Origin of the sequence: Metabacillus mesotrionivorans, assembly GCF_052171315.1 — a bacterium.
Classification (GTDB): domain Bacteria; phylum Bacillota; class Bacilli; order Bacillales; family Bacillaceae; genus Bacillus_P.
The window spans coordinates 81,839-101,264 of record NZ_JBQMFF010000006.1; the positions used below are offsets into that span (position 1 = coordinate 81,839).

A 19,426-nucleotide genomic window follows, 5' to 3' on the forward strand; every position below is an offset into this window, starting at 1 on the left:
GACCTCTCTTTCAGATACCCCCTATTATAGTGAGATTACTGAACAAAAGAAAGGAGGTATTCATCCTGCAAAAGGACCTCGTAATGGCCCTCACCGTTTTTAATCACGTTAACAGATGCCTTTACAGGCAGCTCAAGCGGCACCGGTCCTTTGAAGCGATTCGCTGATGCTGTTATCAGCTCATCAACAAATTCTTCGTTTGTCAGCTCGCCGTTCTGCTGCTTTTGCATGACCGGCTGCACAGCTTCTGCGAGAAGACGGTTTTCACTGAAGCCCTGGACTTCAAGATCAACCGTATAAGAGTCGGTGTCTGGATTATAGACTGCATCATTCACCTTATATTTGGTTTGCTTGATTGCCGCCAGGAATCCTTCTGTGTAGAGATTGATTTGGTCTTCTGAAACGGCAGCCGGCAATCCTTGAAAGTTTTTGGCCGTATTGGATTTATAGATTTCTACAAAGGCAGACTTCTGGAAGTCTCCCCTTTTTTTCACTGCTTCCTGGTCAGGTGACTCAGGATGACGTTTCATAAACTCGTCTGTATTCTGATAAACCGTTGCCTGGATCAGTGCGTCGACATATTCGGCTGCTTCCTGAGCTGAAGCTTCCTGTTCAGGCGTTGCTTCCGGTTTGGCCTCAGCAGCAATGGTTTGGATGCTGTCAACTGTATCATAAGAATACGAGTTTGTTTTGCGCACGCCCTGCTCCTGATTTTTCTTGTTTATTTCCAGCGAGTATTCGTGGTTTCGTACAAGCTCTTTTACAAGAGACGTTTTTTTATCCACCGTCACCTTGTAGTCAAAGCCCTCTCCCTCAATGGAAGAAATATCCACTTCGGAGATACCTGCCGCTTTTTGAAGTCCAGTATAATAATCCTTCGTCAAGTCACCCATCAGTTCCTTCGCTTCTTTTGATGAGCCTTCATATGTAAGGATGTATTCACTGTCTGTTTCTTCAAGCTTCAATTTTTCCGTAAATTCGGGATCGAATTTTTCATAAAAGGCAATAGGATTTTTGTGCAGTTCAAATTCGTACTGCTCTACAAACAGCATATAATCGCTGAGTCTTCCTTCGAGCACTTCTGTTTTTGTACCGTCATCATAGATGACCCCCTCTTTGCCAGTCGAGATTTTAGTGATTTGGCCCCCATCGTCATATTCCGAATAGGAAAGATCGTTTTCAAGATCCAGCTGCATGGTTCCTTTTATATTGTAGTCATCAGGTGAGACTGCTTTTTCATTAAATTTTATTTCCATCGTTTTTACGTCTTTATATGCTTTTTCCATATCAGAAGACGCTTCTTCTGCGGTTTTCCCACCGCACGCTGCAAGCAATAGTGCCATCCCTGCAACGATCAGCCACCCTGTTATTCTTTTCATGTCAATCCTCCCAGTTTTCATAGATTCCAATTTTACCATGCGAACTAGTAAGTATTTACACTTATTTTCCAATAATTAAACTATTTTTTTCCATTAAAAAAACCCTCACTTGAAAAAGCGGGGTTCATCATTATCTCGCCTTGCAGATCCGGTTGAGCTTTCCGCTTTCATGATCCACTGCAAAATAATAGTCCGGCCAGCATCCGTAAGCATCTGCCTCCTTATATCCGCATACGACAGCCGCTTCTGCAGTCGTATGAGAACATAAATAAAGAAACGAGTAGCCTTCAGGACTTTGGACGTGAAACACCTGATTCCCATCTACATCATAGCCGACAAGGTACTCCGGGGCATCTTCCTTTTCCCCTGCAAGCGCCAAAACCCTTTTGGCACTCGGGTAAAACCGTTCTTGAAGAATTTTCATAGCAGGCAAGTCCACCCCTTGAATAATAGTTCGATACCACTAAGCAGCATATAGCTACAGGTTTATTTACCCAGTTTTTCACATTCCTAACGAGAAAAGAAGGAAATAAAAAACAAAAAATTCTGTTAAGATAAATCTATTGAGAGAGGGAGGAATGACGATGTCTAAAAGAAAAATGATTATCACACAAGATTTGCAGGAGAACCATCTAAATGAAATCAGGGAGCTTGCTGCGGGCTGGGATATTATCGCTGGACGGGATGAGTCTGTTTGGAGAAGCCATCTATCTGAAGCTGAAATTATTGCAGGCTGGAAAAAAGGAATGGAGGAAACGTGCCTCCATGAATCATCCAGATTGCGCTGGGTACAGTCATGGAGCGCCGGTGTCAACAGCATGCCGCTTCAAGCTTTGGAAAAGAAGGAAGTGATTCTAACAAGCGCAAACGGCGTTCATGCAAACCCCATTTCCGAAACCATTTTCGCTCTTATGCTCGGATTAACAAGAAAAATCCATGCCTACGTACGCAATCAAAGCGAAAAAAAATGGCATCATGAGAACATGAAGCTAGAAATTCACGGTAAAACAATTGGTGTGATTGGAGTTGGCGCAATCGGGCAGGAAACAGCCAAAATTGCAAAAGCTTTCGGAATGACTGTTCTTGGCGTGCGGCATTCAGGCAAACCCGCAGATTTTGTGGATGAGATGTATACTCAGGCTGACCTGAACAGCATTCTGCCAAGATGTGATTATGTAGCTGTGACCGTGCCGCTGACACTGGAAACAGAACGCCTTTTTACATACGAACAATTTAAACGGATGAAGCCTTCTGCATACTTCATCAATATTGGCCGCGGTGAAGTGGTTGAGGAAGCAGCGCTTATACAGGCTCTTGAGGAAAATGAAATTGCAGGAGCAGGTCTTGATGTGTTTGAACACGAGCCGCTCGGGGTAAAAAGTCCATTGTGGGAGTTTGAGAATGTCATTATCACCCCCCACACCTCCGGATCAACGGAGTTTTACAACGAGCGCCTTACAGAGAACATCCTGATTCCAAACTTGAAAACCTACCTGTCAGATCGCGTCCCTTCTGTTAATTTAGTCGATTACAAAAAAGGATACTGACAGCCGGAAATTTTAAGTATAGGAAGAGCGCTTGTATTGGAAAATAAAAAAACGAATACAAATCTGGAATCATAAATGAGGAACCTACATGAACATACAGTTTAATGATCTGGAAAACGTGGCGTTTAAACAGATTTTCGGACAAGCCTCACAGGAAATCACAAGCCTGTCCTTTCACTCTAAGCAAGTCAAACCCGGGGGACTTTTCTTCAGCATTGTCGGCGGCGAGCATGACGGGCACCAGTACATTGACGAGGCCATCGAGCGAGGTGCTTCGGCTGTAGTCGGAACAAGCCGTGAAAAACTTGAATTGCTGAGCAGAAAATACCCGGAGCATACCTTTCTGCTTTCAGACAATGTCCGCGAGACGATGGCACAGTTTGCAAAGATGTTTTATGGCTTTTCAGACGAAAAACTGAAAACCGTCGGAGTTACAGGAACAAATGGAAAAACAACAGTTGCTGCCTATGTACGCTCATTGCTGACTTTGCTCGGTCTTCCTGCCGGTTCGATAGGAACAACAGGCATATGGGCTTCAACCCATAAGCTTTCTTATAAAAAAAGCACGCCTACTACACCTGAATCAACCGATCTTCACCAAATTTTCCATGACCTCCTCGAGCTCGGAGACAAAGCGGCGGTGATGGAAGTATCCTCCATAGCAACAGACCAGAAAAGGGTTCACGGCATGGAGTTTGATGCAGCCATCCTCACCAATTTTTCTGAAGAGCACCTGGAGTACCATAAAACGATGGATCATTATAAAAAGTGCAAGCTTGCTCTTTTTAAACAATCTAAAACAGCCGTCATCAACATTGACGATATGGAAATGGGAGCAGAACTTGCAGAAACATTTCCGGGACGGAAGATTACGTACAGTCTCGTACCGGGAAGCGGCGCTGATTTGTGCGCAGATGACATATCGTTTTCAGATGTAGGCAGCTCGTTCACATTGATATACAAGGGCCAGCGCCACCATGCAGCTGTGCCGGTGTTTGGCACCTATAATATTGCCAATGCTCTTTCTGCCGTTGGAACTGCCCTGCTTTTCGGATACAAAATAACGGATATTCTTCAGGTCCTTCCAATGCTCGAAAGCCCCGAAGGCCGTTTTCAAGTCATCACAGGGCCAGACAACAGGAAAATCATTCTCGACTATGCCCATACGCCGGTTGCGCTGACACGGCTTGTGGAAGAGGTCAAAAAAATGAAGTTCAACCGTCTGATCGTCATGATTGCAGGAATTGGCATCAGGGATTTCAACAAAATGCCGAAAATGGCTGCTGCCATTGAAGGGCATGCGGATGAAGTGATCGTCACTGTTGACCACCCGGGACATCACGATCCCCAAGTCATTATTGATCAGGTGATGAAGGGATTTTCCGAACCAAAATCACCGAATATTAAAGTAGCGCTTACCCGCAAAGAAGGCGTTATAGCATCACTTGCAGCTGGAGAACCTGACGATATTATCCTTCTCACCAGCGGCTGCATCAACGGAGCACAAATCGTCAAAGGTATGGAAATCCCTCACTCAGATGAAGAGATTATTCAGTCCCACTACGATTCATATTCAGAAGTACGCCATGAGCTTGAAGCCTGAGCCCATGGCTTTTTTCTGTGCAATTGGGCAGTCGCCCTGTCAACATGGGCAGAGCCGCATAGGCTAATGAAGGATTCACTACCATAAAGGAGACTTCAACCTATGAACCCATACCATTTTTATCAAGGCTACGTGCCTCAGCAAACCGACTATTACATGAACTATCAATACAATCCCTATCAGCCTCAATTTCAGCAGGATCAGTTTCAGCAAGATCAGTTTCAGCAGGATCAATTGGACCCTGACCGCCAGCCGCAGCAATTTCAGTCACTCGAAAGAAGAATTAACCAGCTTGAAAGACAAAACGAGCAGCAGTCCAGAGAAATAAACCGTCAGAATCAGGAGATCCGCAACCTCCGCCGCGAACTCAACCAGACAAACCAGGAAGTCACAAGACTGAACCAAGTTGTCGAACGCCACACAAGAAGACTAAACCGTCTGAACCAGCGCCTGAGAGCAGTCGAAAACAGACTGAACATACCGTTTGCGGCTGAGGATGGGTTTTGATCAGAAAAGCGGAATCAGCCGTTTAGCTCCGACAGGCAGAAAAGAAATTGTCCAGAAAGGCCGGGTTTGCCTTTTTGGGCGATTTTGTTCTGACGGAGGAGTTGGCTGATAGAGCTGGACACTAGAAAAGCGGAATCGCTCGGTTAGCTCCGGGAGTCAGATAAGGAAACGGCGGTAAAGGCGCTTTTTGCCTTTGCCGACGATTCCGTTCTGACAGAGGAGTTGAGCGATGGAGCTGGACACTAGAAAAGCGGAATCGCTCGGTTAGCTCCGGGAGTCAGATGAGGAACCGGCGGTAAAGGCGCTTTTTGCCTTTGCCGACGGTTCCGTTCTGGCAGAGGAGTTGAGCGATGGAGCTAGACACCAAAAAATCGGAGCCGACTGTCCCCCCTTTCCCGTTTGTTTCCTTAACGACTTCGTATAGCTATAAAAAAACAGGAACCGGACCAGCCGATTCCTGTTTTTTATGCCTGGAGCTTTTTCTGTTCTATGTCGAGTAGTGCTGCTTCGGTTTCTTCCCGTGTATGTTTCCCGTCCTTGTGAATGGTAAGCGTTTCTTTAATGGCCATTTGCAGATTTTCCTGTATTTCTTTCAAAGTTTGCAGGTCAAACTGGTTTCTCCCAAGCGTGGAGGTCTGTTTTTGGAAAAGATCATTCGCAGAACGGGTCATTGCTTTGCCGGCATCGGCAGCATGTTTTTGCCTCAGCAGTGTAAGGGCTATAGTTACTTGGTTTTTCCAAAGAGGAATGGCAGTCATAAGGGATGACTGAATTTTTTCTGCGAGCTTCTGGTTTGTTTGTTGAATCATGCGGATCTGCGGTGCACTTTGAATGGTAAGCTCTCTGCTGACTTTCAGGTCGTAAAGTCTTTGATCCAGCTGGTCTGCAAATTGCAGCAGGTCCTCTTCCTCCTGGCGCTTCATCGGGTCGTTATAGCCTTCATTTGCTTTTTTCAGGGCGGGTATTGTCTCGTTGTGCAATTCGCGAAGTTTTATTTCTGCTGCTTCGATGTAAGTATTCAGAGAATGAAAATATTCCTTATTCGTCTCATAGAGCCTGTCGAGCATGACGATATCCGAGAGAAGAACGTTTTTGCTGCGTTCAAGTCTGACACTGATTCGGTCAATCTGTACGCCTGCTTTATGAAATCTAGACAGCACTTCCTGCACAGAGCGTTTTTTTCTGCCGAACAGCCTGCCGAAAAAAGAGGTCTCATCCTGCATGAGATCCTCCGGATTGACATCACTCAGGCTTTTAATGAACTCATCCAGCGTGTCTCCGATCTGTCCAATATCTTTGCGCTGCACCTGATCAAGCATGGTGTTTGAAAAAGCAAGGAGCTTGGATTGAGCAGGGAGACCGAATGATACCAGCATGGCGTGGTTCCTTGGGCTGAGCTGATTGACAAGGTGAAGAACCTTCTCGTTTTCTTCAGCCTGGAGAAGGTTTTCACGCTCTTTAAAAAGGTCGTGATTCATTACATTTTCCACTTTTCATCAAGAGATTTTTTATCCTTGTTAGATTGAATCGAGTGCCTGGCAACGTCAATCTCAAGATTCAGATCATCCAGATCATCCTGCACCATATTGAAGAGATCCTGTTCAATCAGCCTTTTTAAGTCAGAGAGCGTTCTGCGGGTCTCATTGAGAGATTTCTCAAGCTCGAAATTTCTTTTTGGCTGAGACGATAAAAAGGCATATTTCTCACTTAGCTGTACGGCTGAATCAAGGTGTGAGAAATAAAACTTCTCCGCCTGATAAAAACGGCGCGGCTCTCTTTTTGTCAGGGCAACGATTCTTCTCGCTACACGGACCAGTTCTGCACGCTCTTTTAAAGATGGAAGATGCCTGATTGTCAAAAGGGTCTTTTGAAGGCGCGCCATCTTGGGTGCTGCTTCCTCGAGCTGCTTTTTAATGTATTTATAGTCTTTGCGGGTAAGAGCATTTTTCTTTAAAAAACGTGACTTCATCGTCACAGAAGCAATTGAATAGGCGGAAGCTCCGCCTGCAACGGAATAGGCGGCCGCTGCTATTAAGGGCTGATCAAATCCGATCAGGCTGATTGTTCCCGCTGTCCCAGCAGCAGGTAGCGCAGCCATCATCCGGACACTGAATGCCACAAACGGATTCATCATCAATCGACTCCTAACATAAAAATTCTGCCTGTTTATACGTATGTAGCACATGCGGGGTTTCAGTCCTGTGCCAGTAAACTGGAAAAAAAGGCCTTTCTTTTTACTATACAGCATCACCGCCTATTTTTCTATTGGCCGGTGAATGTATGGGAGGTAAGACTTGAGGCTTAGATGGAGTTATAGTAAAAAAGGGAAGTACCTTTAGCGGAATCCTGTTCCATTAAAACTATTTTCCAAGCGGGCTTTAATCAGCCCCTTGGGCAAAAAAGACAGCAGAAAAAACCGGAAGATTCTCTTCCGGTTTTCATGTTTGGCGTTATTCCGCTTTTTTAGCTGCCGGCTTTGCATCTGATATTTTCCCGAGGAAGAATCCATTTACTTCGCTCAGCTTGCCGCGCCAGATAATCTGGCCTTTTGAAGGGGTGGATTTGCTGTCACCGATGTACACTTTTGTGTTTTTCAGGTGAATGAAATGAGCTTCCCCGCTTCCGTTTTCTTCAATGGATTCACTTGCCCGGGATAACTGTTCGCTCAGATTTTGTGCGACTTCGCTGCCATCTTCGAACGTTTCGCTCAGCGTGTCAAAGTACTCTTTGGCTGAGATCATCGTGCCCGAAACAACAGCTCCGTTCACATTGAGCGTAATATCAAGCGCAAAACCGTGCTTGTTTGAAGCCCCTACAAAAAATTCAAGAACACTGTCTTTGGATGAGGCTGTTGCCGTACTCATTTCCACATCTCCTCCTCTACACACCGTTTATGATGAAGTGTCGTCGTCACTGCTTAGAGAAGTATCTTCTGACTCTTCATCTTCCTCTTCTTTTTCATCTTTTGCTTTTGAAGCTTTTGCCGTTTTTGCTTTCTTGCGTGCTGGCTTTCTCGGCTTTTTCACTTCATTCTTGCCGTCGTCCATCATTTCCTCTTCTTCTTCGTCTTCTTCGATTTCATCGTCGTCATCCTCAGAATCATCTTCTGACGCCGCTTTTGATTTGCCCGATTTATTCTTGCTTTGTTTTTCCTCTTCTTCTTCCTCATCATCATCTTCTTCATCAGAGCTTGTCTGAGTCAGCTGATTCATTTTTTCTTCCAGTTGCTGAAGACGTTCCTGAAGCGTCTGGTTTTCCTGCTTTAATGCTTCATAATCTTCAGTAGTTGATTCGGCTGATGGTGATTCATCCTGTTCTGTATCATCTGTTTGATTTTGATCCTTTTTGAAAAGCTTGCCCGCAGATGTTTTCAGGCTTGATGCGCCTTTGAATGACTTTTCCTTTGCAGCTTTCCCGAAATCAGCTGCCTTGCTTTTCCAGTCGTCGGTATCAATTTGAGATAAAATCTTTTTCCCGTTTTCAGGTGTTGCCAGATATCCGACTGTCGCACCAAGGATTCCGCCTGCAACCGTGCGTTTGATCGGCATGCTTCTTCTTGATGATTTTTCCTGTGTATTCTTTTCTGATTGTTTATTTTCCTTTGTTTCTGCCTGCGTATTGTCTAATTTTTGTTCTGCCATTGTAAATCCCTCCGATTATTTTAGTTGGTTTGATGTATTTAAACGATTTGAGCCAAGCTGATTTTCAAGCAGCTCCAATCGTTCATTCAATTTGCGGTTTTCTTCTTCAAGCGCTTTTGTGTTGTTGTTCTCCGCTTTGGAACTGAGATAAGGATCGTTCTCCCACCAGTCCATGCCGATTTCTTTTGCTTTATCGACTGAAGCGACGATTAATCTGATCTTGATTGTAAGCAGTTCGACATCGGCTATTCCTACAGTAATATCACCTGCGATGACGACTCCTTTGTCTAAAATCTTTTCAAGCACATCGACAATTGAGCTCGATTGCCCAGTCGTTTGGACTGCCATAGCTTGTCCCTCCAGTGGCCGTTAAAGCAAGCTGCCTAACGGGCCGAGATCTATATTCAAGTCTTCCGCATCAAGGCCGAAGACCTCTTTCAGTTCTTCCATCTTTTCCTCAAGGTTCATAAGGGCAACTCCAAGGTTTTCAATTTGCTCGTCCGTCAGCGTTCCACCCTCCACCCGCCTCATCGCATGACGTTCGACAATTTGCCTGAGAAGTTCAATCACCGTCATGACCAGCTGGGCAAGTCCGTGCTCGGCATTGTCAGGATCAAGCTGGATTCTACCATTTGTTTGGCTGGCCTGTTGCATCGATTAATTCCTCCCTTTGTCTGTCAAATTGTTCGCTTGTGACAGGTTTGCGGTTTCCCGCTTTTGATTGAACAAGGGTTTCAACAGATGCAATCAAAACCCTCAGATCCAGATACACCAGATCCACGCCTGCTATCGAGATGATTAAGTCTCCCTTAATAGCAACACCCTTGTCCAAAATGACATCCAATATATCAATAAGGGCAATATCTTTGTTTTCAACTGACTCTCTAAGAGACATCCGGAAAATCCCTCATTTCATTTAAAAACTGGAAAAATGATAAGCTGGCCACGGGCCGGTTGCTTCAATTCTCCATCCGGTTCCCCCGAGCTTTTCATCAGCCTGTTTCATCTCTTCAAGGAACGTTTCCACCTTCTCCGACTGAAGGAGGAAAACACTGTTCCAGGCCATGTTCTCTTTCAAGCCTGTCACGTCTTTGTTCCAGTTCTTTTTAATCGCTGCATGCAGGGCATAGTGCTTCAACTGTTCATGCAGCTGTTCACAAACTCGATTCTTCTCATTTTCCAGCTCATCCTCAATCAGCTTGTCAATCTTCTTCTTTTCGAAAAACTGCCTGCCTTTGGGCAGCACGCTGATTTCCTGCATTTTTGCTTCTACTGCAGGATGGGTTTCGCCAACCTTCTTTTTCAGCACCGGGTCATCACTGTAAATCTTTACGTTCCATTCCTCGTTGCCTTTGAGCGACTGCAGGGTTTCGCTGATTTTAGGCCCGCTTGCCTCAATTGTCTGCTTAAGGCTTTCTTCGCTCTTGTAAATGGTGCAGAACTTAAGCGGAATGATTGTAAAAGATTTATAAAGTGCCGTAACCGTTTCATGATGATGGAACGCTTTTTCCTGCAGCCATTCCATATCATTGTCGATTTTGTCTTTTATGGCTTCTTCTGAAAACTGCTCAGAATCCAGTCTGCAAACAACTGCGCTGATATCGCCAGCTGGGATGGTATAAATGTTTTTCTCACCATCAAAGCCCTTAAAAGATGGAAACGATTGATGGTCTGCTTCGTCCGAAGGAATCAGTCCGTATAAATAAATCAAATCGTCCATCTGCTATCCCTCATTTCCCCGTTTGGTCAATTTCTCCCACTCTTCCATCTCTCTTCGTTTGGCGATTTCATACCGCATTAAAAGTTCATCTTCCTTTTCCTGATACGCTTTTTCCGGTATCTCGCCAAGCTCAAACATCATTTGAAGCTGAATGAGTTTCTGCTGGATCGTCGGGAGATCGTACAATTCTTTTTCTGCTTCTTCCTGAACCTTCTGCCCGATTTTAATCACAAGGTTAATTGGCGCTGCCACCAATTTGTGAAGCATATCAGCTCTCCTCCACTTTTAACCTGATATTAACGAAGTTATAAGCCGGCCACGGACCGCTGTAATGGAAATTCACTTTATCCTTCCATTTCTCATGTGCTTCGTTTACTTTCTCATCGAATTGCTGTTCTTTGTCGCGGTCGATGAGAAACGCCGCATTGAGGAGCATCGTTTCACCTGTCGGCTCATTCGCTTTCGCGGCTTCTGATGCTTCTTTAAGAGGTGTGAAGACTTCCGCCTTAAGTTCATTCTGAAGATCTTCAAAAACCTTTTGGGCAATGCCTCCAAGCTTGATGCGCTCGTAGTAGCCTGCTGCCTCTGATTTGCCCTTCACGGAAGAAGACATTTTTCCAACCTGCGGATTTTCGTTCACTCTTTCCTCGAGCCACTCTTTACTGCCGATGACTTTTAACCCGACCTCAATCTTGCCTTTAATGGCCGGAAAGAGCTTTTCAAACTGCGGGTACAAGTTTTCAAGAAGGACCTTGATGTCGTCTTCTGTTTTAAATACATTCCCGAAGCTGATTGGAATAACCGTGTCGTTTTTTTCCATCACCTTTGAAACCGTCTGCTGATGCATCATCAGATTCTGCCTGTTTGGATGGAAGATTTTCATCGGGACTTCAGCTGCTACCATTGCCGAATCTTTGTACCGGATTGTAAAGAGGTCTGTTTCTTCCCCTTCAATCTCTCCTTTCCCGAAATCTTCCTCTTCTGTTAATTGGATACCGCAAAAAAGATAAATACCCATTTCCTGTTCACTCATCATCAAACACTCCCTCTGCACACTACAGTTTGCTGCATTCATCTATAATCAGCCTGGTTGCATCTTCCTGTTTGTTATCCGAATCAAGACACCTGCTGATCGGATGGCACAGGACATCGATGCATAAGCTTTGAAAATCTGAATCTTCTCCGTCAATCGGAATGTCCTGCTCTGATGCAAGCTTTGCAATCATGATTGATGCTCTTAAGCTTGGACCATTGTTTTTCTGATTCGAGCAAGCATCCCGCAAATTCGTAACAAGAGTTGTTATTATTCTTGCTTCATCTTCATCCACATCTGTTTTCTCTGCGACAATTTTCGTTTCCCTCTCAACATCCTTGTAATCGATAAAAATCGTGATGAGACGGTCAAGAAGAGCATCCTGAGTATCATAAACACCTGCATACTCAGCCGGATTGCTTGTGAAAATGACGGCAAAATCAGGGTGGACTTTTATAAAAGGGTCGGTCAATTTAGAACCGTATAAGGGCAGTACACCTTCTTCTAAGATTGATAGAAAAATATTATTCGTAGTAGGCTTGGATCTCGTAAACTCATCATAAACCAGCGTATATCCGTGTTTAACTGCTTCCAGAAGCCTTCCATCCCGCCACATCTCGCTTACACTTTCGTCCTTTTTATAAACGGACCTAACATAATTATCCACCACTTTTTTACTTGTATAGCCCGTAAAATCACCAATTAAGTCTTTGTTGTTTAATTCATGATTCCCGTGCATAAGCATGACCGGCCGTTTTCTCTTTTTGGCAAGAGCCAGGGCAAGCGAGGTTTTTCCTGCACCGGAGGGTCCCGTAAAATGAACGGAATAGCCCGATTTCAAGTAATGAAGGGACCTCTTGAGAATCTGTTTCGTCTCATCATCCTGTATGAGGGTTCTGGCATCTTTTTTCATTTTCTCTTTTAGGACCGTCATCTTCTCTTCCCTCCAAGCAGCCTCACTGTTCGGTTCCTATTGCACTTCTGTATCTGATATCAAGCCTTTTAAAAGAAACAACCTCTTTCTCTTTATCAAGCTGGCAATCATAGGTTCCAAGCATTTCATCCTTTGCGTACCGTTTCATGTACTCTTTTTCCTCTATCACTTCAACTGTCACCCGCCACCCCTCGTCCATTGCTTCAACAGAGGTAATCTTATGGGGCGGTGCGACATGCTCACTGAAGAAATCATTCACATTTTTCATAATCTCTTTTATAGACACCTAAAGTCGCCTCCGATTGTTCCGCCGTTGCTTTGAAATAAGCAGGAGCCATCAGGCTCCATGCCGACTATCATGGTTAAACGCTGAATTGTGCGCCTCGCTCATTCGATTGAGACGGAAGACCTTTTTCTTCCACCTCATCACGCAGCAGGCCGACAGCCTCTGCATAGCGAAGCCAAGTGTCCACACTCGCAATGACAACGCGCGCTTCAACAGTCAGAATTTCAATTCCTACGACAGACACTCTGACAAACGCATCAATGACAATCCCCTTGTCTAGTATCCGGTCAATAACCTCTGCCAGACTTGAACTGTCCGTACTTTTTTGAATAGCCATTCTTCATTCTCCTTTCGGCCCCGAACCCATTGTCCTGACGCTCGAAGACGATTTAATATCATTGGAACTCTTGATTTTCACCGAGCTTTTAATGTCAGTCGAGCTCTTTATTTTCCGGGCGCTCTTGATATCGTTATACCCTTTAACCTTTTTCTTTTCAGATGATGATGAAGAAGACATCTTTTTCTGAAACTCATCACCGGCTTCTTTCACATTGCCGAGCTTATCTTTCACAGACAGAAGAACATCCTGAACTTTTTCCTTTGCTTCCTCTGCTTTGCCATGCACTTTTTCGGCATTTTCGTCTTTGGCTTGGCCAAGCTTTTCAGAAGCTTCATTCATTTTCCCCTGCAGCTTTTCTTCTGTAGCCTCGACAAATTTTTCTTTCGCCTTTTCCTTTACCTTTTCTTCTATCTTCTCTTTTACAGGTTCGGGACTCTTGTCGAAGATTTTCTTGCCTGCCTTAAAAAGCGCTTTTTTCATGTCATCCATGCCATCACCCTTTCAGGGCCGACTGCTATTTCTTCGCTTCTATCAGCTGATTCAGCATCTCTTCAATCCGCTGCAGCTGGTCGTTCATATTCTTGTTCTCTTCTTTCAGCTCATTATATTGAGAAGAATTCAATTCATTCTCGCCGCCTGAATCCTTTTCTGAATTTGATTCTTTGTCTCTCTTCTTCTTAGGGGCCAAAAGGCTCGTAATGTTGCCTTTGTCCAAATATCCCGTTGCCGTCTGGCGCAGCGCTGCCATTGCCTGCTCAGCAATAATTTCCTGTGCTGTTCTTCTGAGCTCCTTGCCTGCCGATCTTACAATCTCAGACTGGCCGAGGCTTCCAAATACTTTCTTGCTCGTTTCAGGACTTGAAAGCAGCCCGATTCCAGCTCCGACGACACCGCCGAGAATCGCCATGTTGATTTGATTCTGCTGCCTGTCATCCTGCTCTTCACTTTGAGTCTGCTGTTCCGTTTCTTCCTGGTTTTCCATTTTCTCTTTTGTCTCTTTAGCCATGTTTCATCCTCATTTCTCCATAGATTTATTGTTCTTTTCTATTAAAATGTAAAAGCTGACTGGCTCCCGCGCTCATCTGTTCGGCTCTTCAGTCCTTCTTCCTCCACTTCATCCCGAAGAAGACCAACAGCCTCTGCATAGCGAAGCCATGTATCGACACTCGCGATGACAACCCTCGCTTCTACTGTTAAAATCTCGATTCCCACAAGCGACACTCTGACAAATGCATCAATGACGATCCCTTTATCAAGAATCCGGTCTATCACTTCTGCCAAACTGGAACTGTCCGTACTTTTTTGAATACTCACTGACTAACAAGCTCCTTTCATTGACGATAGAGGCGTGCCCTTATCGCTTTGTTACTTGGGATATACCTTCTAAAATGCCACTTAAAACATGACTTGGATAATAGTAGAAATAAGATTCCGTGATTTTCCAGTATTTCCGCTTCAAATTTAGAAAACGTCTTCAAAAAAGCCTGAAACGAATGGATTTTCAGAAGATTTTAAAGAGTTATATGACAATTAAAACAGTTTTGTTACAAGATGGTGACACAGTGATCCGGGAGGGGTTTTATTTCGTTTAGGACGTGAAAAAGCCCCGTATTGGAGAATACGGGGTTGATAATAAATACGGGTACTCGTTCATTTGTGCTGGAGAATTTATGCGGGGAGGATTGGATCTAACATTTGATGTTTCCATTATGCGAGATCTTTAGGTTACTCCGCTTTCCTTTCATACTTTGCATCTTCGAACAGCTGATTCAGGTTTACATGCCGATCCCATACTGTTTTAGCATCCTGATTCATGTATGGGTAGATATACTGGTCAACTAAAACAGCAAAGTCCGTATCATCAAGTTGATTGTATGTCCTGATTTTTGCCGTTTTTCCATCATATGTTTCAATGACAATATCATTGATCAGATTAATGGGATTCCTTGCAAAGCGAATATTTTTTATGCTTGTAAATGGGATTTTCTTATTATAACTCTCTACGCTGCCATTCGGACCCTCAGTCAATTTCACAATAATCTTCCCTGGTACAAAACCGGGAAGCGACCATAATGTGAGGTGTAGAAATACAGGAGACAGCAAGATCCCTCCTCCTAGATAGAATAACGAATACTTCGAATCAAATTCTAAGCCATTCACTATGAGAAACATGCATGCTGCAAGACCGCCGAACGTTGCAAGCAGCATCCAGACGTACATGAATTTGGAGCCTTTGACGCGGATTGAGTTGAGATCTTTTTCCAGGTTTAGCAAATTCATACCTCCTCACATTTTTCATTTAAACAAAGCGACCTGATTCAGGTCGCTGGTTCAAGTATTATTGGTCGATTTTATGATTTTTCCTTACATATCTCACATCTTCTAAAAACTGACTGTTTTCCATTTTTCTATTCCAAACTTCTTTTGCTAAGGGGTTAATATACGGAAAGACATGGTCATCAATATTTTTAATATAGGTTATTTCACCTATTACGTTATACGTTTTAATATAGACAGTTTTTCCATTTATTGTAGTAATACGAATGTTATTAAATAAAGTAAGAATATTTCTAGCCAACTCTATGTCTTTTATATCTTTAATGGGAATAGTATTTTTCTTATACTTAATAACCCCGTTTTCACCTGGGAAGATTTCAAAAAGAATTTTTTCCAGGGATGTATGCCGGAAGCCCCCAAAATGCCATATTTTCCATATATGGTAAGAATAAAAGACCTGTGCCTAGGTATAGGATTGAGTACGAAGAATTAAACTTAATTCCTTGCACGACTAGAAAAGCACATGCAGCTGCTCCTCCCATCGTGGCAAGACCAGACCAAAGCCTTAAAAAATTTAAAGGCTTAATTTTAATATGGTTATCCTGCATTTCATCCACTCCCGAATAATCGTACACCTAAGAATTCTTCGTAATGACATTAATGGCAAGTTTCCTAATTGATAAGATGAGTTGCTTTAAAATCCTCATTAAATTAAAATGGCTTCTTCCGGATATGAGGCAAGGAAGAAGCCATTAAAATATCCAGGCTGACGGAAAGAACCACGCCGGATAATTCCTTTCAATTAATCACTGTACTGTTTTTCTCTCGTATCCAACCTCATCAAACAGCTTGCTTAAGTTCACATGGCGATCCCAAACTTTTTTAGCATCCTGATTCATATTAGGATATATATACTGATCTACTAAGATAGAGAAATCTGTATCATCTATCAGATCGTATGTGGGAATTCGAAATGATTTTCCATCAAAGGTTTCAACGTACATACTGTTTACTAAGGTCAAGCCATTCCGACGCAATTCAATTAATTTTATTGCTTCAAAAGGGATATCTCCTTTTTTAGAACGCAGAGAACCTCCTGGCCCTTGAATTAATGTTACCAGGTTTCTTCCGGGAATCATTCCAGGGAGGAACCACAGAAACAGATAACAAAAAATAGGGAAAAAGATAAATCCTCCAATCATCCATACAAACGAGAAAGCCGAGTTGAACTTCAGCCCCTCAATAATTAAATAGCCTGTTCCCAGTAATCCTCCTATCAAGAAGGCTGCCAGGATGCCATAATAAAACTTGCTTCCTTTGATGAATATTTCCTTGCCGGATTCTCTGTAATTGAGCAATCTTCTTCCTCCTTCTAGCTGATGTTTGCACTCACTTTAAATATAGGGGAAGGAATGAAGCTTTCCAAGAACACTTTGCTTGTGCGCTCTAAATTGAATCGATTTTCCTGATTTTTAGAGACAATCCAGTCGTTCTGCTTACCCGGAATTGAAAAACAGATGTCGGCTACATCCGGATTATTGTTTTTATCATATGAAAGAAGCATCATTGTATTTAGCTTTGATTGTCTGTTGGATAAATCAATCATAAAGCTTCCAAATGCCTGAATGTCTTCTGGCTGAAGTTCTGAAGTCCATTTACTGATGACGGACGAAAGCTGGGCTGGCTGACTTGCTTCCTCCAAAATCTTTTCAAGATCATCATTCGACATTTCTGTAATGACGGCCCTTTCAGATGGCATTTCCTTGTCAGATAAACGCTTGCTGATCAGCTGAACGGTCTCATCCTCTGTAAGGCGTCTGATAGTATGCACCTGCTGATCATAGTGAAGCTCATGAACATACCCAATATGATTTTTCACATGAACAGACAACGCTTCTTCCCTCTCCATATCTGAAGAAAAACAGGAAAATTGCACGGAATAATCTGCGCTGCTTAGAATGTGGATTAATTCAGCCGCCTCTTCTGTCAGCTTGTAGCGTCCATCTACTTCTCTAATCATATCTTTTGCCATAAGGGATCTTGATGCAATTTCAAGCATCAACTGCAGTTCCTGATCACCAAGTTCGGGGAAGAAAGTGTCTTTTAATTGGATTCCTTGTTCATACAGACCTTCACTGTAAAATGAAAAAAGCAGTTCTTCTAAGCTTACTTTAACTTTATCCATAGTCCTCTCCTTATCCGAATGAGAATTTTCCTTTAACAAAGCTTGATGCTCCGTCTAAAAGAGACTTTGCTGTATCTTTCGCTTTAGAAAGTCCTTCGCCAACTTCTTTAATCTTTTTAACCGGGTCTTTGAATGTTTCTTTAATTTGCTTATTGGCATATTCTACACCGTTGTTAAATGCTTCGACGCCTTTACCTGCCTTTTCAAATACTCCTTTTGCACCGTCCACCATATTATGGATTGGCTCCTTAAACGCAACTGCAGCTTTCTCAACAAATGGAGCGGTATACTTTGCCAGTTTTTCACCGACTACCCCTCCCACAAAAGATCCGGCAGCAGATCCAATAACGGTTCCTGCCGGTCCAATAACACTGCCCAGCGTTCCGCCGATAACGGCACCCGCAACTGAAGCTCCTCCAATGACAATCGTATCATTTGCAGCTTTTCCAACTGCTTTTGCATTCTCCCTTTTTAAAACTTCCGGATTATTGCCGTACTTCGCATAGTTCTCTGAAATTTTAAGCCCCATACCCACTCCTGAGGCTACACCAGTCACAGCAAAGGTAATAGGCCCATTAATTTTGGCAAACTTCAGGCTGGACTTTCCGAACGACTTAAGAGCATCCATCGTTACTGATTTGTTTTTAACATCTTTAAGAAATGACCTTGAATCGTTTGCAAAATCCACCGCATCTGTAGGCAAATATTTCGCATACTTTTTATGAACCAAATCCGCAAAGGAATAGCCATTATATTTTTTGGAGATAAACGAAAACCGCAGATACCCTCGTGCAAGTTTTCTGAACTTCGAATTATCAATTACGTCTGACACTTTGTTTAATGCTCCCATATGCTTAAATGTGTATATTCCGTCAGCGTTCTTAATAAACTTAGTCAAACCAATTCCGTAATACGCTGCCTGCCTGAGTGACAGAGCCCCAAGCGCTGTGACCGCACCATAACTTTCATGAAGCTTAAAAAGCTTCCCGATCAGATTATCCGCTTCTGCAAACTTTCCAGCTGTTGACCGGATATCGTACTCAAGATTGCTCAGCTTATCCGATAACGCATTCCCAGTTGCCCAAGGATCTCCGACCTGATAAAAACAGTGCTGATATTCTGGAGGCGCACTCATAATTAAGTTTGCAAGCTCCAAGTGCAGCCTTTTATATTCCTCTTCAATAACTGAAAGATTATTTACAAACGAATTTGCCAGCCCATCCAGCTGATCAGGATTTACTGATATTTTCCCTGCCAAAACGTTACAACCCCTTTCACTCGCTTTACCTTTTCCTTAAATGAATTGGAAAAATTGATAACCCAAAATCCCAACCTGGATCGGTATAATGAAAAAGTCTACACATCCGGGTACGCACCCGTCATTCATTCCTTTTCTTTCATCTACCTGCTTTTTTTGCTTTTTTTTATTATAATTCGGATCGTGATTATTCCGATGACTCATAACGCACCTCTAAACTTTCAATCTTATTTTTCAATGGGGACACTTACTGCACATCCAGCTTCTTAAGCCTCAATATGCGCTCCATTCTCTCTAATTCTTCCTGTCTTTCAATCTCTTCGCGCACGCGGTCGACGGAGTCTGCTGCTGCTTCTAGTTCGCGGCTGATGTCGTACAGGTTGTCTGAGTGGCGCTGGAAGAGGATCTTGGCTTCGTCCATGGCGGAATCGAATTTGTCACGGGCCTTGCCGCTCCACGTTGCTGCTTTTTCGTTTGTTTCCTGCACTAGCTTTGATTCCTGGTCTTTGACGGAATCAGATGCGTGCTGAAAAGTTCTTGCAAGGGATCTGACTTGATCTGAATTCATCGTTTTCACCTCTATTTTTTTGACATTTTCTATGTACTTTCGTCTTTTTCCATCAAGATTTACACGTTTTTGAACATATAAGAAAATATTACTAGAACACACTCCTAATTTCCATAAGTCCCCAGTAACAAATTCTGATTCTGTTTGT

The 19,426-nt window shown here is 43.3% G+C and carries 26 protein-coding genes and 1 pseudogene; 3 read left to right on the plus strand and 24 right to left on the minus strand.

The features are described from left to right. Positions 1 to 35: 35 nt before the first annotated feature. Both ACTSEZ_RS15990 and ACTSEZ_RS15995 read right to left on the minus strand, forming a co-directional pair. Positions 36 to 1,379 carry a DUF6612 family protein gene (locus ACTSEZ_RS15990; protein WP_369735235.1) on the minus strand — a complete coding sequence of 448 codons (1,344 nt, stop codon included), beginning with the start codon at positions 1,377 to 1,379 and terminating at the stop codon, positions 36 to 38. 130 nt (positions 1,380 to 1,509) lie between these two features. Continuing rightward, the gene (locus ACTSEZ_RS15995) at positions 1,510 to 1,803 is read right to left on the minus strand and encodes a hypothetical protein (RefSeq protein ID WP_369735237.1); all 294 of its coding nucleotides are present in this window, start codon (positions 1,801 to 1,803) and stop codon (positions 1,510 to 1,512) included. Positions 1,804 to 1,963: 160 nt separating this feature from the next. Between ACTSEZ_RS15995 and ACTSEZ_RS16000 the strand changes: the two genes are divergently transcribed. The 3 genes from ACTSEZ_RS16000 (at position 1,964) to ACTSEZ_RS16010 (ending at position 5,036) form a co-directional block, all read left to right on the plus strand. Beyond that, complete coding sequence (locus tag ACTSEZ_RS16000; RefSeq protein WP_369735238.1) at positions 1,964 to 2,926, plus strand: D-2-hydroxyacid dehydrogenase; 963 nt, start codon at positions 1,964 to 1,966, stop codon at positions 2,924 to 2,926. Between the two features lie 88 nt (positions 2,927 to 3,014). Continuing rightward, positions 3,015 to 4,529, plus strand: a complete 1,515-nt coding sequence (locus ACTSEZ_RS16005) for a UDP-N-acetylmuramoyl-L-alanyl-D-glutamate--2,6-diaminopimelate ligase (RefSeq protein WP_369735240.1) — start codon at positions 3,015 to 3,017, stop codon at positions 4,527 to 4,529. 102 nt (positions 4,530 to 4,631) lie between these two features. Next, positions 4,632 to 5,036, plus strand: a complete 405-nt coding sequence (locus ACTSEZ_RS16010) for a hypothetical protein (protein WP_369735241.1) — start codon at positions 4,632 to 4,634, stop codon at positions 5,034 to 5,036. Between the two features lie 464 nt (positions 5,037 to 5,500). Here ACTSEZ_RS16010 and ACTSEZ_RS16015 read toward each other — a convergent pair whose 3' ends face one another. The 22 genes and pseudogenes from ACTSEZ_RS16015 to ACTSEZ_RS16125 form a co-directional block, all read right to left on the minus strand. Next, complete coding sequence (locus ACTSEZ_RS16015; protein ID WP_369735242.1) at positions 5,501 to 6,514, minus strand: toxic anion resistance protein; 1,014 nt, start codon at positions 6,512 to 6,514, stop codon at positions 5,501 to 5,503. Further along, complete coding sequence (locus tag ACTSEZ_RS16020; protein WP_369735244.1) at positions 6,514 to 7,170, minus strand: 5-bromo-4-chloroindolyl phosphate hydrolysis family protein; 657 nt, start codon at positions 7,168 to 7,170, stop codon at positions 6,514 to 6,516. Before ACTSEZ_RS16020 ends, ACTSEZ_RS16015 begins: the two co-directional genes overlap by 1 nt. Positions 7,171 to 7,486: 316 nt before the next feature. Continuing rightward, the gene (gene gvpU, locus ACTSEZ_RS16025; RefSeq protein ID WP_369735246.1) at positions 7,487 to 7,900 is read right to left on the minus strand and encodes a gas vesicle accessory protein GvpU; all 414 of its coding nucleotides are present in this window, start codon (positions 7,898 to 7,900) and stop codon (positions 7,487 to 7,489) included. Between the two features lie 27 nt (positions 7,901 to 7,927). Next, positions 7,928 to 8,677 carry a GvpT/GvpP family gas vesicle accessory protein gene (gvpT, locus tag ACTSEZ_RS16030; RefSeq protein WP_369735247.1) on the minus strand — a complete coding sequence of 250 codons (750 nt, stop codon included), beginning with the start codon at positions 8,675 to 8,677 and terminating at the stop codon, positions 7,928 to 7,930. A gap of 15 nt (positions 8,678 to 8,692) precedes the next feature. Continuing rightward, positions 8,693 to 9,025 carry a gas vesicle protein gene (locus ACTSEZ_RS16035; protein ID WP_282034399.1) on the minus strand — a complete coding sequence of 111 codons (333 nt, stop codon included), beginning with the start codon at positions 9,023 to 9,025 and terminating at the stop codon, positions 8,693 to 8,695. Positions 9,026 to 9,046: 21 nt separating this feature from the next. After that, entirely contained in the window at positions 9,047 to 9,331 is a 285-nt protein-coding gene (locus ACTSEZ_RS16040; protein ID WP_029285693.1) for a gas vesicle protein K, read from the minus strand. After that, on the minus strand, positions 9,303 to 9,572 hold the full coding sequence (locus ACTSEZ_RS16045; protein WP_029285691.1) for a gas vesicle protein: 270 nt from the start codon (positions 9,570 to 9,572) through the stop codon (positions 9,303 to 9,305). Before ACTSEZ_RS16045 ends, ACTSEZ_RS16040 begins: the two co-directional genes overlap by 29 nt. Positions 9,573 to 9,593: 21 nt before the next feature. After that, positions 9,594 to 10,397 (minus strand): GvpL/GvpF family gas vesicle protein, encoded by an 804-nt coding sequence (locus tag ACTSEZ_RS16050; protein WP_369735248.1) that lies wholly within the window; start codon positions 10,395 to 10,397, stop codon positions 9,594 to 9,596. A gap of 3 nt (positions 10,398 to 10,400) precedes the next feature. Next, positions 10,401 to 10,664 (minus strand): gas vesicle protein GvpG, encoded by a 264-nt coding sequence (locus tag ACTSEZ_RS16055; RefSeq protein ID WP_029285687.1) that lies wholly within the window; start codon positions 10,662 to 10,664, stop codon positions 10,401 to 10,403. Position 10,665: 1 nt separating this feature from the next. After that, positions 10,666 to 11,433: a GvpL/GvpF family gas vesicle protein gene (locus ACTSEZ_RS16060; RefSeq protein ID WP_369735249.1), complete on the minus strand. Its 768-nt coding sequence runs from the start codon at positions 11,431 to 11,433 to the stop codon at positions 10,666 to 10,668. Between the two features lie 19 nt (positions 11,434 to 11,452). Further along, positions 11,453 to 12,364: a gas vesicle protein GvpN gene (gene gvpN, locus ACTSEZ_RS16065; protein ID WP_029566401.1), complete on the minus strand. Its 912-nt coding sequence runs from the start codon at positions 12,362 to 12,364 to the stop codon at positions 11,453 to 11,455. Between the two features lie 22 nt (positions 12,365 to 12,386). Beyond that, the gene (gene gvpO, locus ACTSEZ_RS16070; RefSeq protein WP_029285681.1) at positions 12,387 to 12,650 is read right to left on the minus strand and encodes a gas vesicle protein GvpO; all 264 of its coding nucleotides are present in this window, start codon (positions 12,648 to 12,650) and stop codon (positions 12,387 to 12,389) included. Between the two features lie 76 nt (positions 12,651 to 12,726). Beyond that, a complete protein-coding gene (gene gvpJ, locus ACTSEZ_RS16075) occupies positions 12,727 to 12,987 on the minus strand; it encodes a gas vesicle protein GvpJ (RefSeq protein WP_029285679.1) in 261 nt (86 codons plus the stop codon). 3 nt (positions 12,988 to 12,990) lie between these two features. Beyond that, entirely contained in the window at positions 12,991 to 13,479 is a 489-nt protein-coding gene (gvpQ, locus tag ACTSEZ_RS16080) for a gas vesicle protein GvpQ (RefSeq protein ID WP_369735250.1), read from the minus strand. 25 nt (positions 13,480 to 13,504) lie between these two features. After that, the gene (gene gvpT / locus ACTSEZ_RS16085) at positions 13,505 to 13,996 is read right to left on the minus strand and encodes a GvpT/GvpP family gas vesicle accessory protein (protein WP_369735251.1); all 492 of its coding nucleotides are present in this window, start codon (positions 13,994 to 13,996) and stop codon (positions 13,505 to 13,507) included. A gap of 41 nt (positions 13,997 to 14,037) precedes the next feature. Continuing rightward, on the minus strand, positions 14,038 to 14,304 hold the full coding sequence (gvpA, locus tag ACTSEZ_RS16090) for a gas vesicle structural protein GvpA (RefSeq protein WP_342825632.1): 267 nt from the start codon (positions 14,302 to 14,304) through the stop codon (positions 14,038 to 14,040). Between the two features lie 411 nt (positions 14,305 to 14,715). Beyond that, a complete protein-coding gene (locus ACTSEZ_RS16095) occupies positions 14,716 to 15,264 on the minus strand; it encodes a DUF5381 family protein (RefSeq protein ID WP_369735252.1) in 549 nt (182 codons plus the stop codon). 64 nt (positions 15,265 to 15,328) lie between these two features. Further along, positions 15,329 to 15,875, minus strand: a pseudogene (locus ACTSEZ_RS16100) (DUF5381 family protein). 198 nt (positions 15,876 to 16,073) lie between these two features. Continuing rightward, positions 16,074 to 16,625 carry a DUF5381 family protein gene (locus ACTSEZ_RS16110; RefSeq protein WP_369735255.1) on the minus strand — a complete coding sequence of 184 codons (552 nt, stop codon included), beginning with the start codon at positions 16,623 to 16,625 and terminating at the stop codon, positions 16,074 to 16,076. Positions 16,626 to 16,639: 14 nt separating this feature from the next. Beyond that, a complete protein-coding gene (locus ACTSEZ_RS16115) occupies positions 16,640 to 17,452 on the minus strand; it encodes a YfjC family protein (RefSeq protein ID WP_369735256.1) in 813 nt (270 codons plus the stop codon). Positions 17,453 to 17,462: 10 nt separating this feature from the next. Next, positions 17,463 to 18,710, minus strand: a complete 1,248-nt coding sequence (locus ACTSEZ_RS16120) for a YfjB-related protein (RefSeq protein WP_369735258.1) — start codon at positions 18,708 to 18,710, stop codon at positions 17,463 to 17,465. Positions 18,711 to 18,957: 247 nt separating this feature from the next. Then, positions 18,958 to 19,278, minus strand: coding sequence for a WXG100 family type VII secretion target (locus ACTSEZ_RS16125; protein WP_369735259.1), 321 nt, complete (start codon positions 19,276 to 19,278; stop codon positions 18,958 to 18,960). Positions 19,279 to 19,426: the final 148 nt, after the last annotated feature.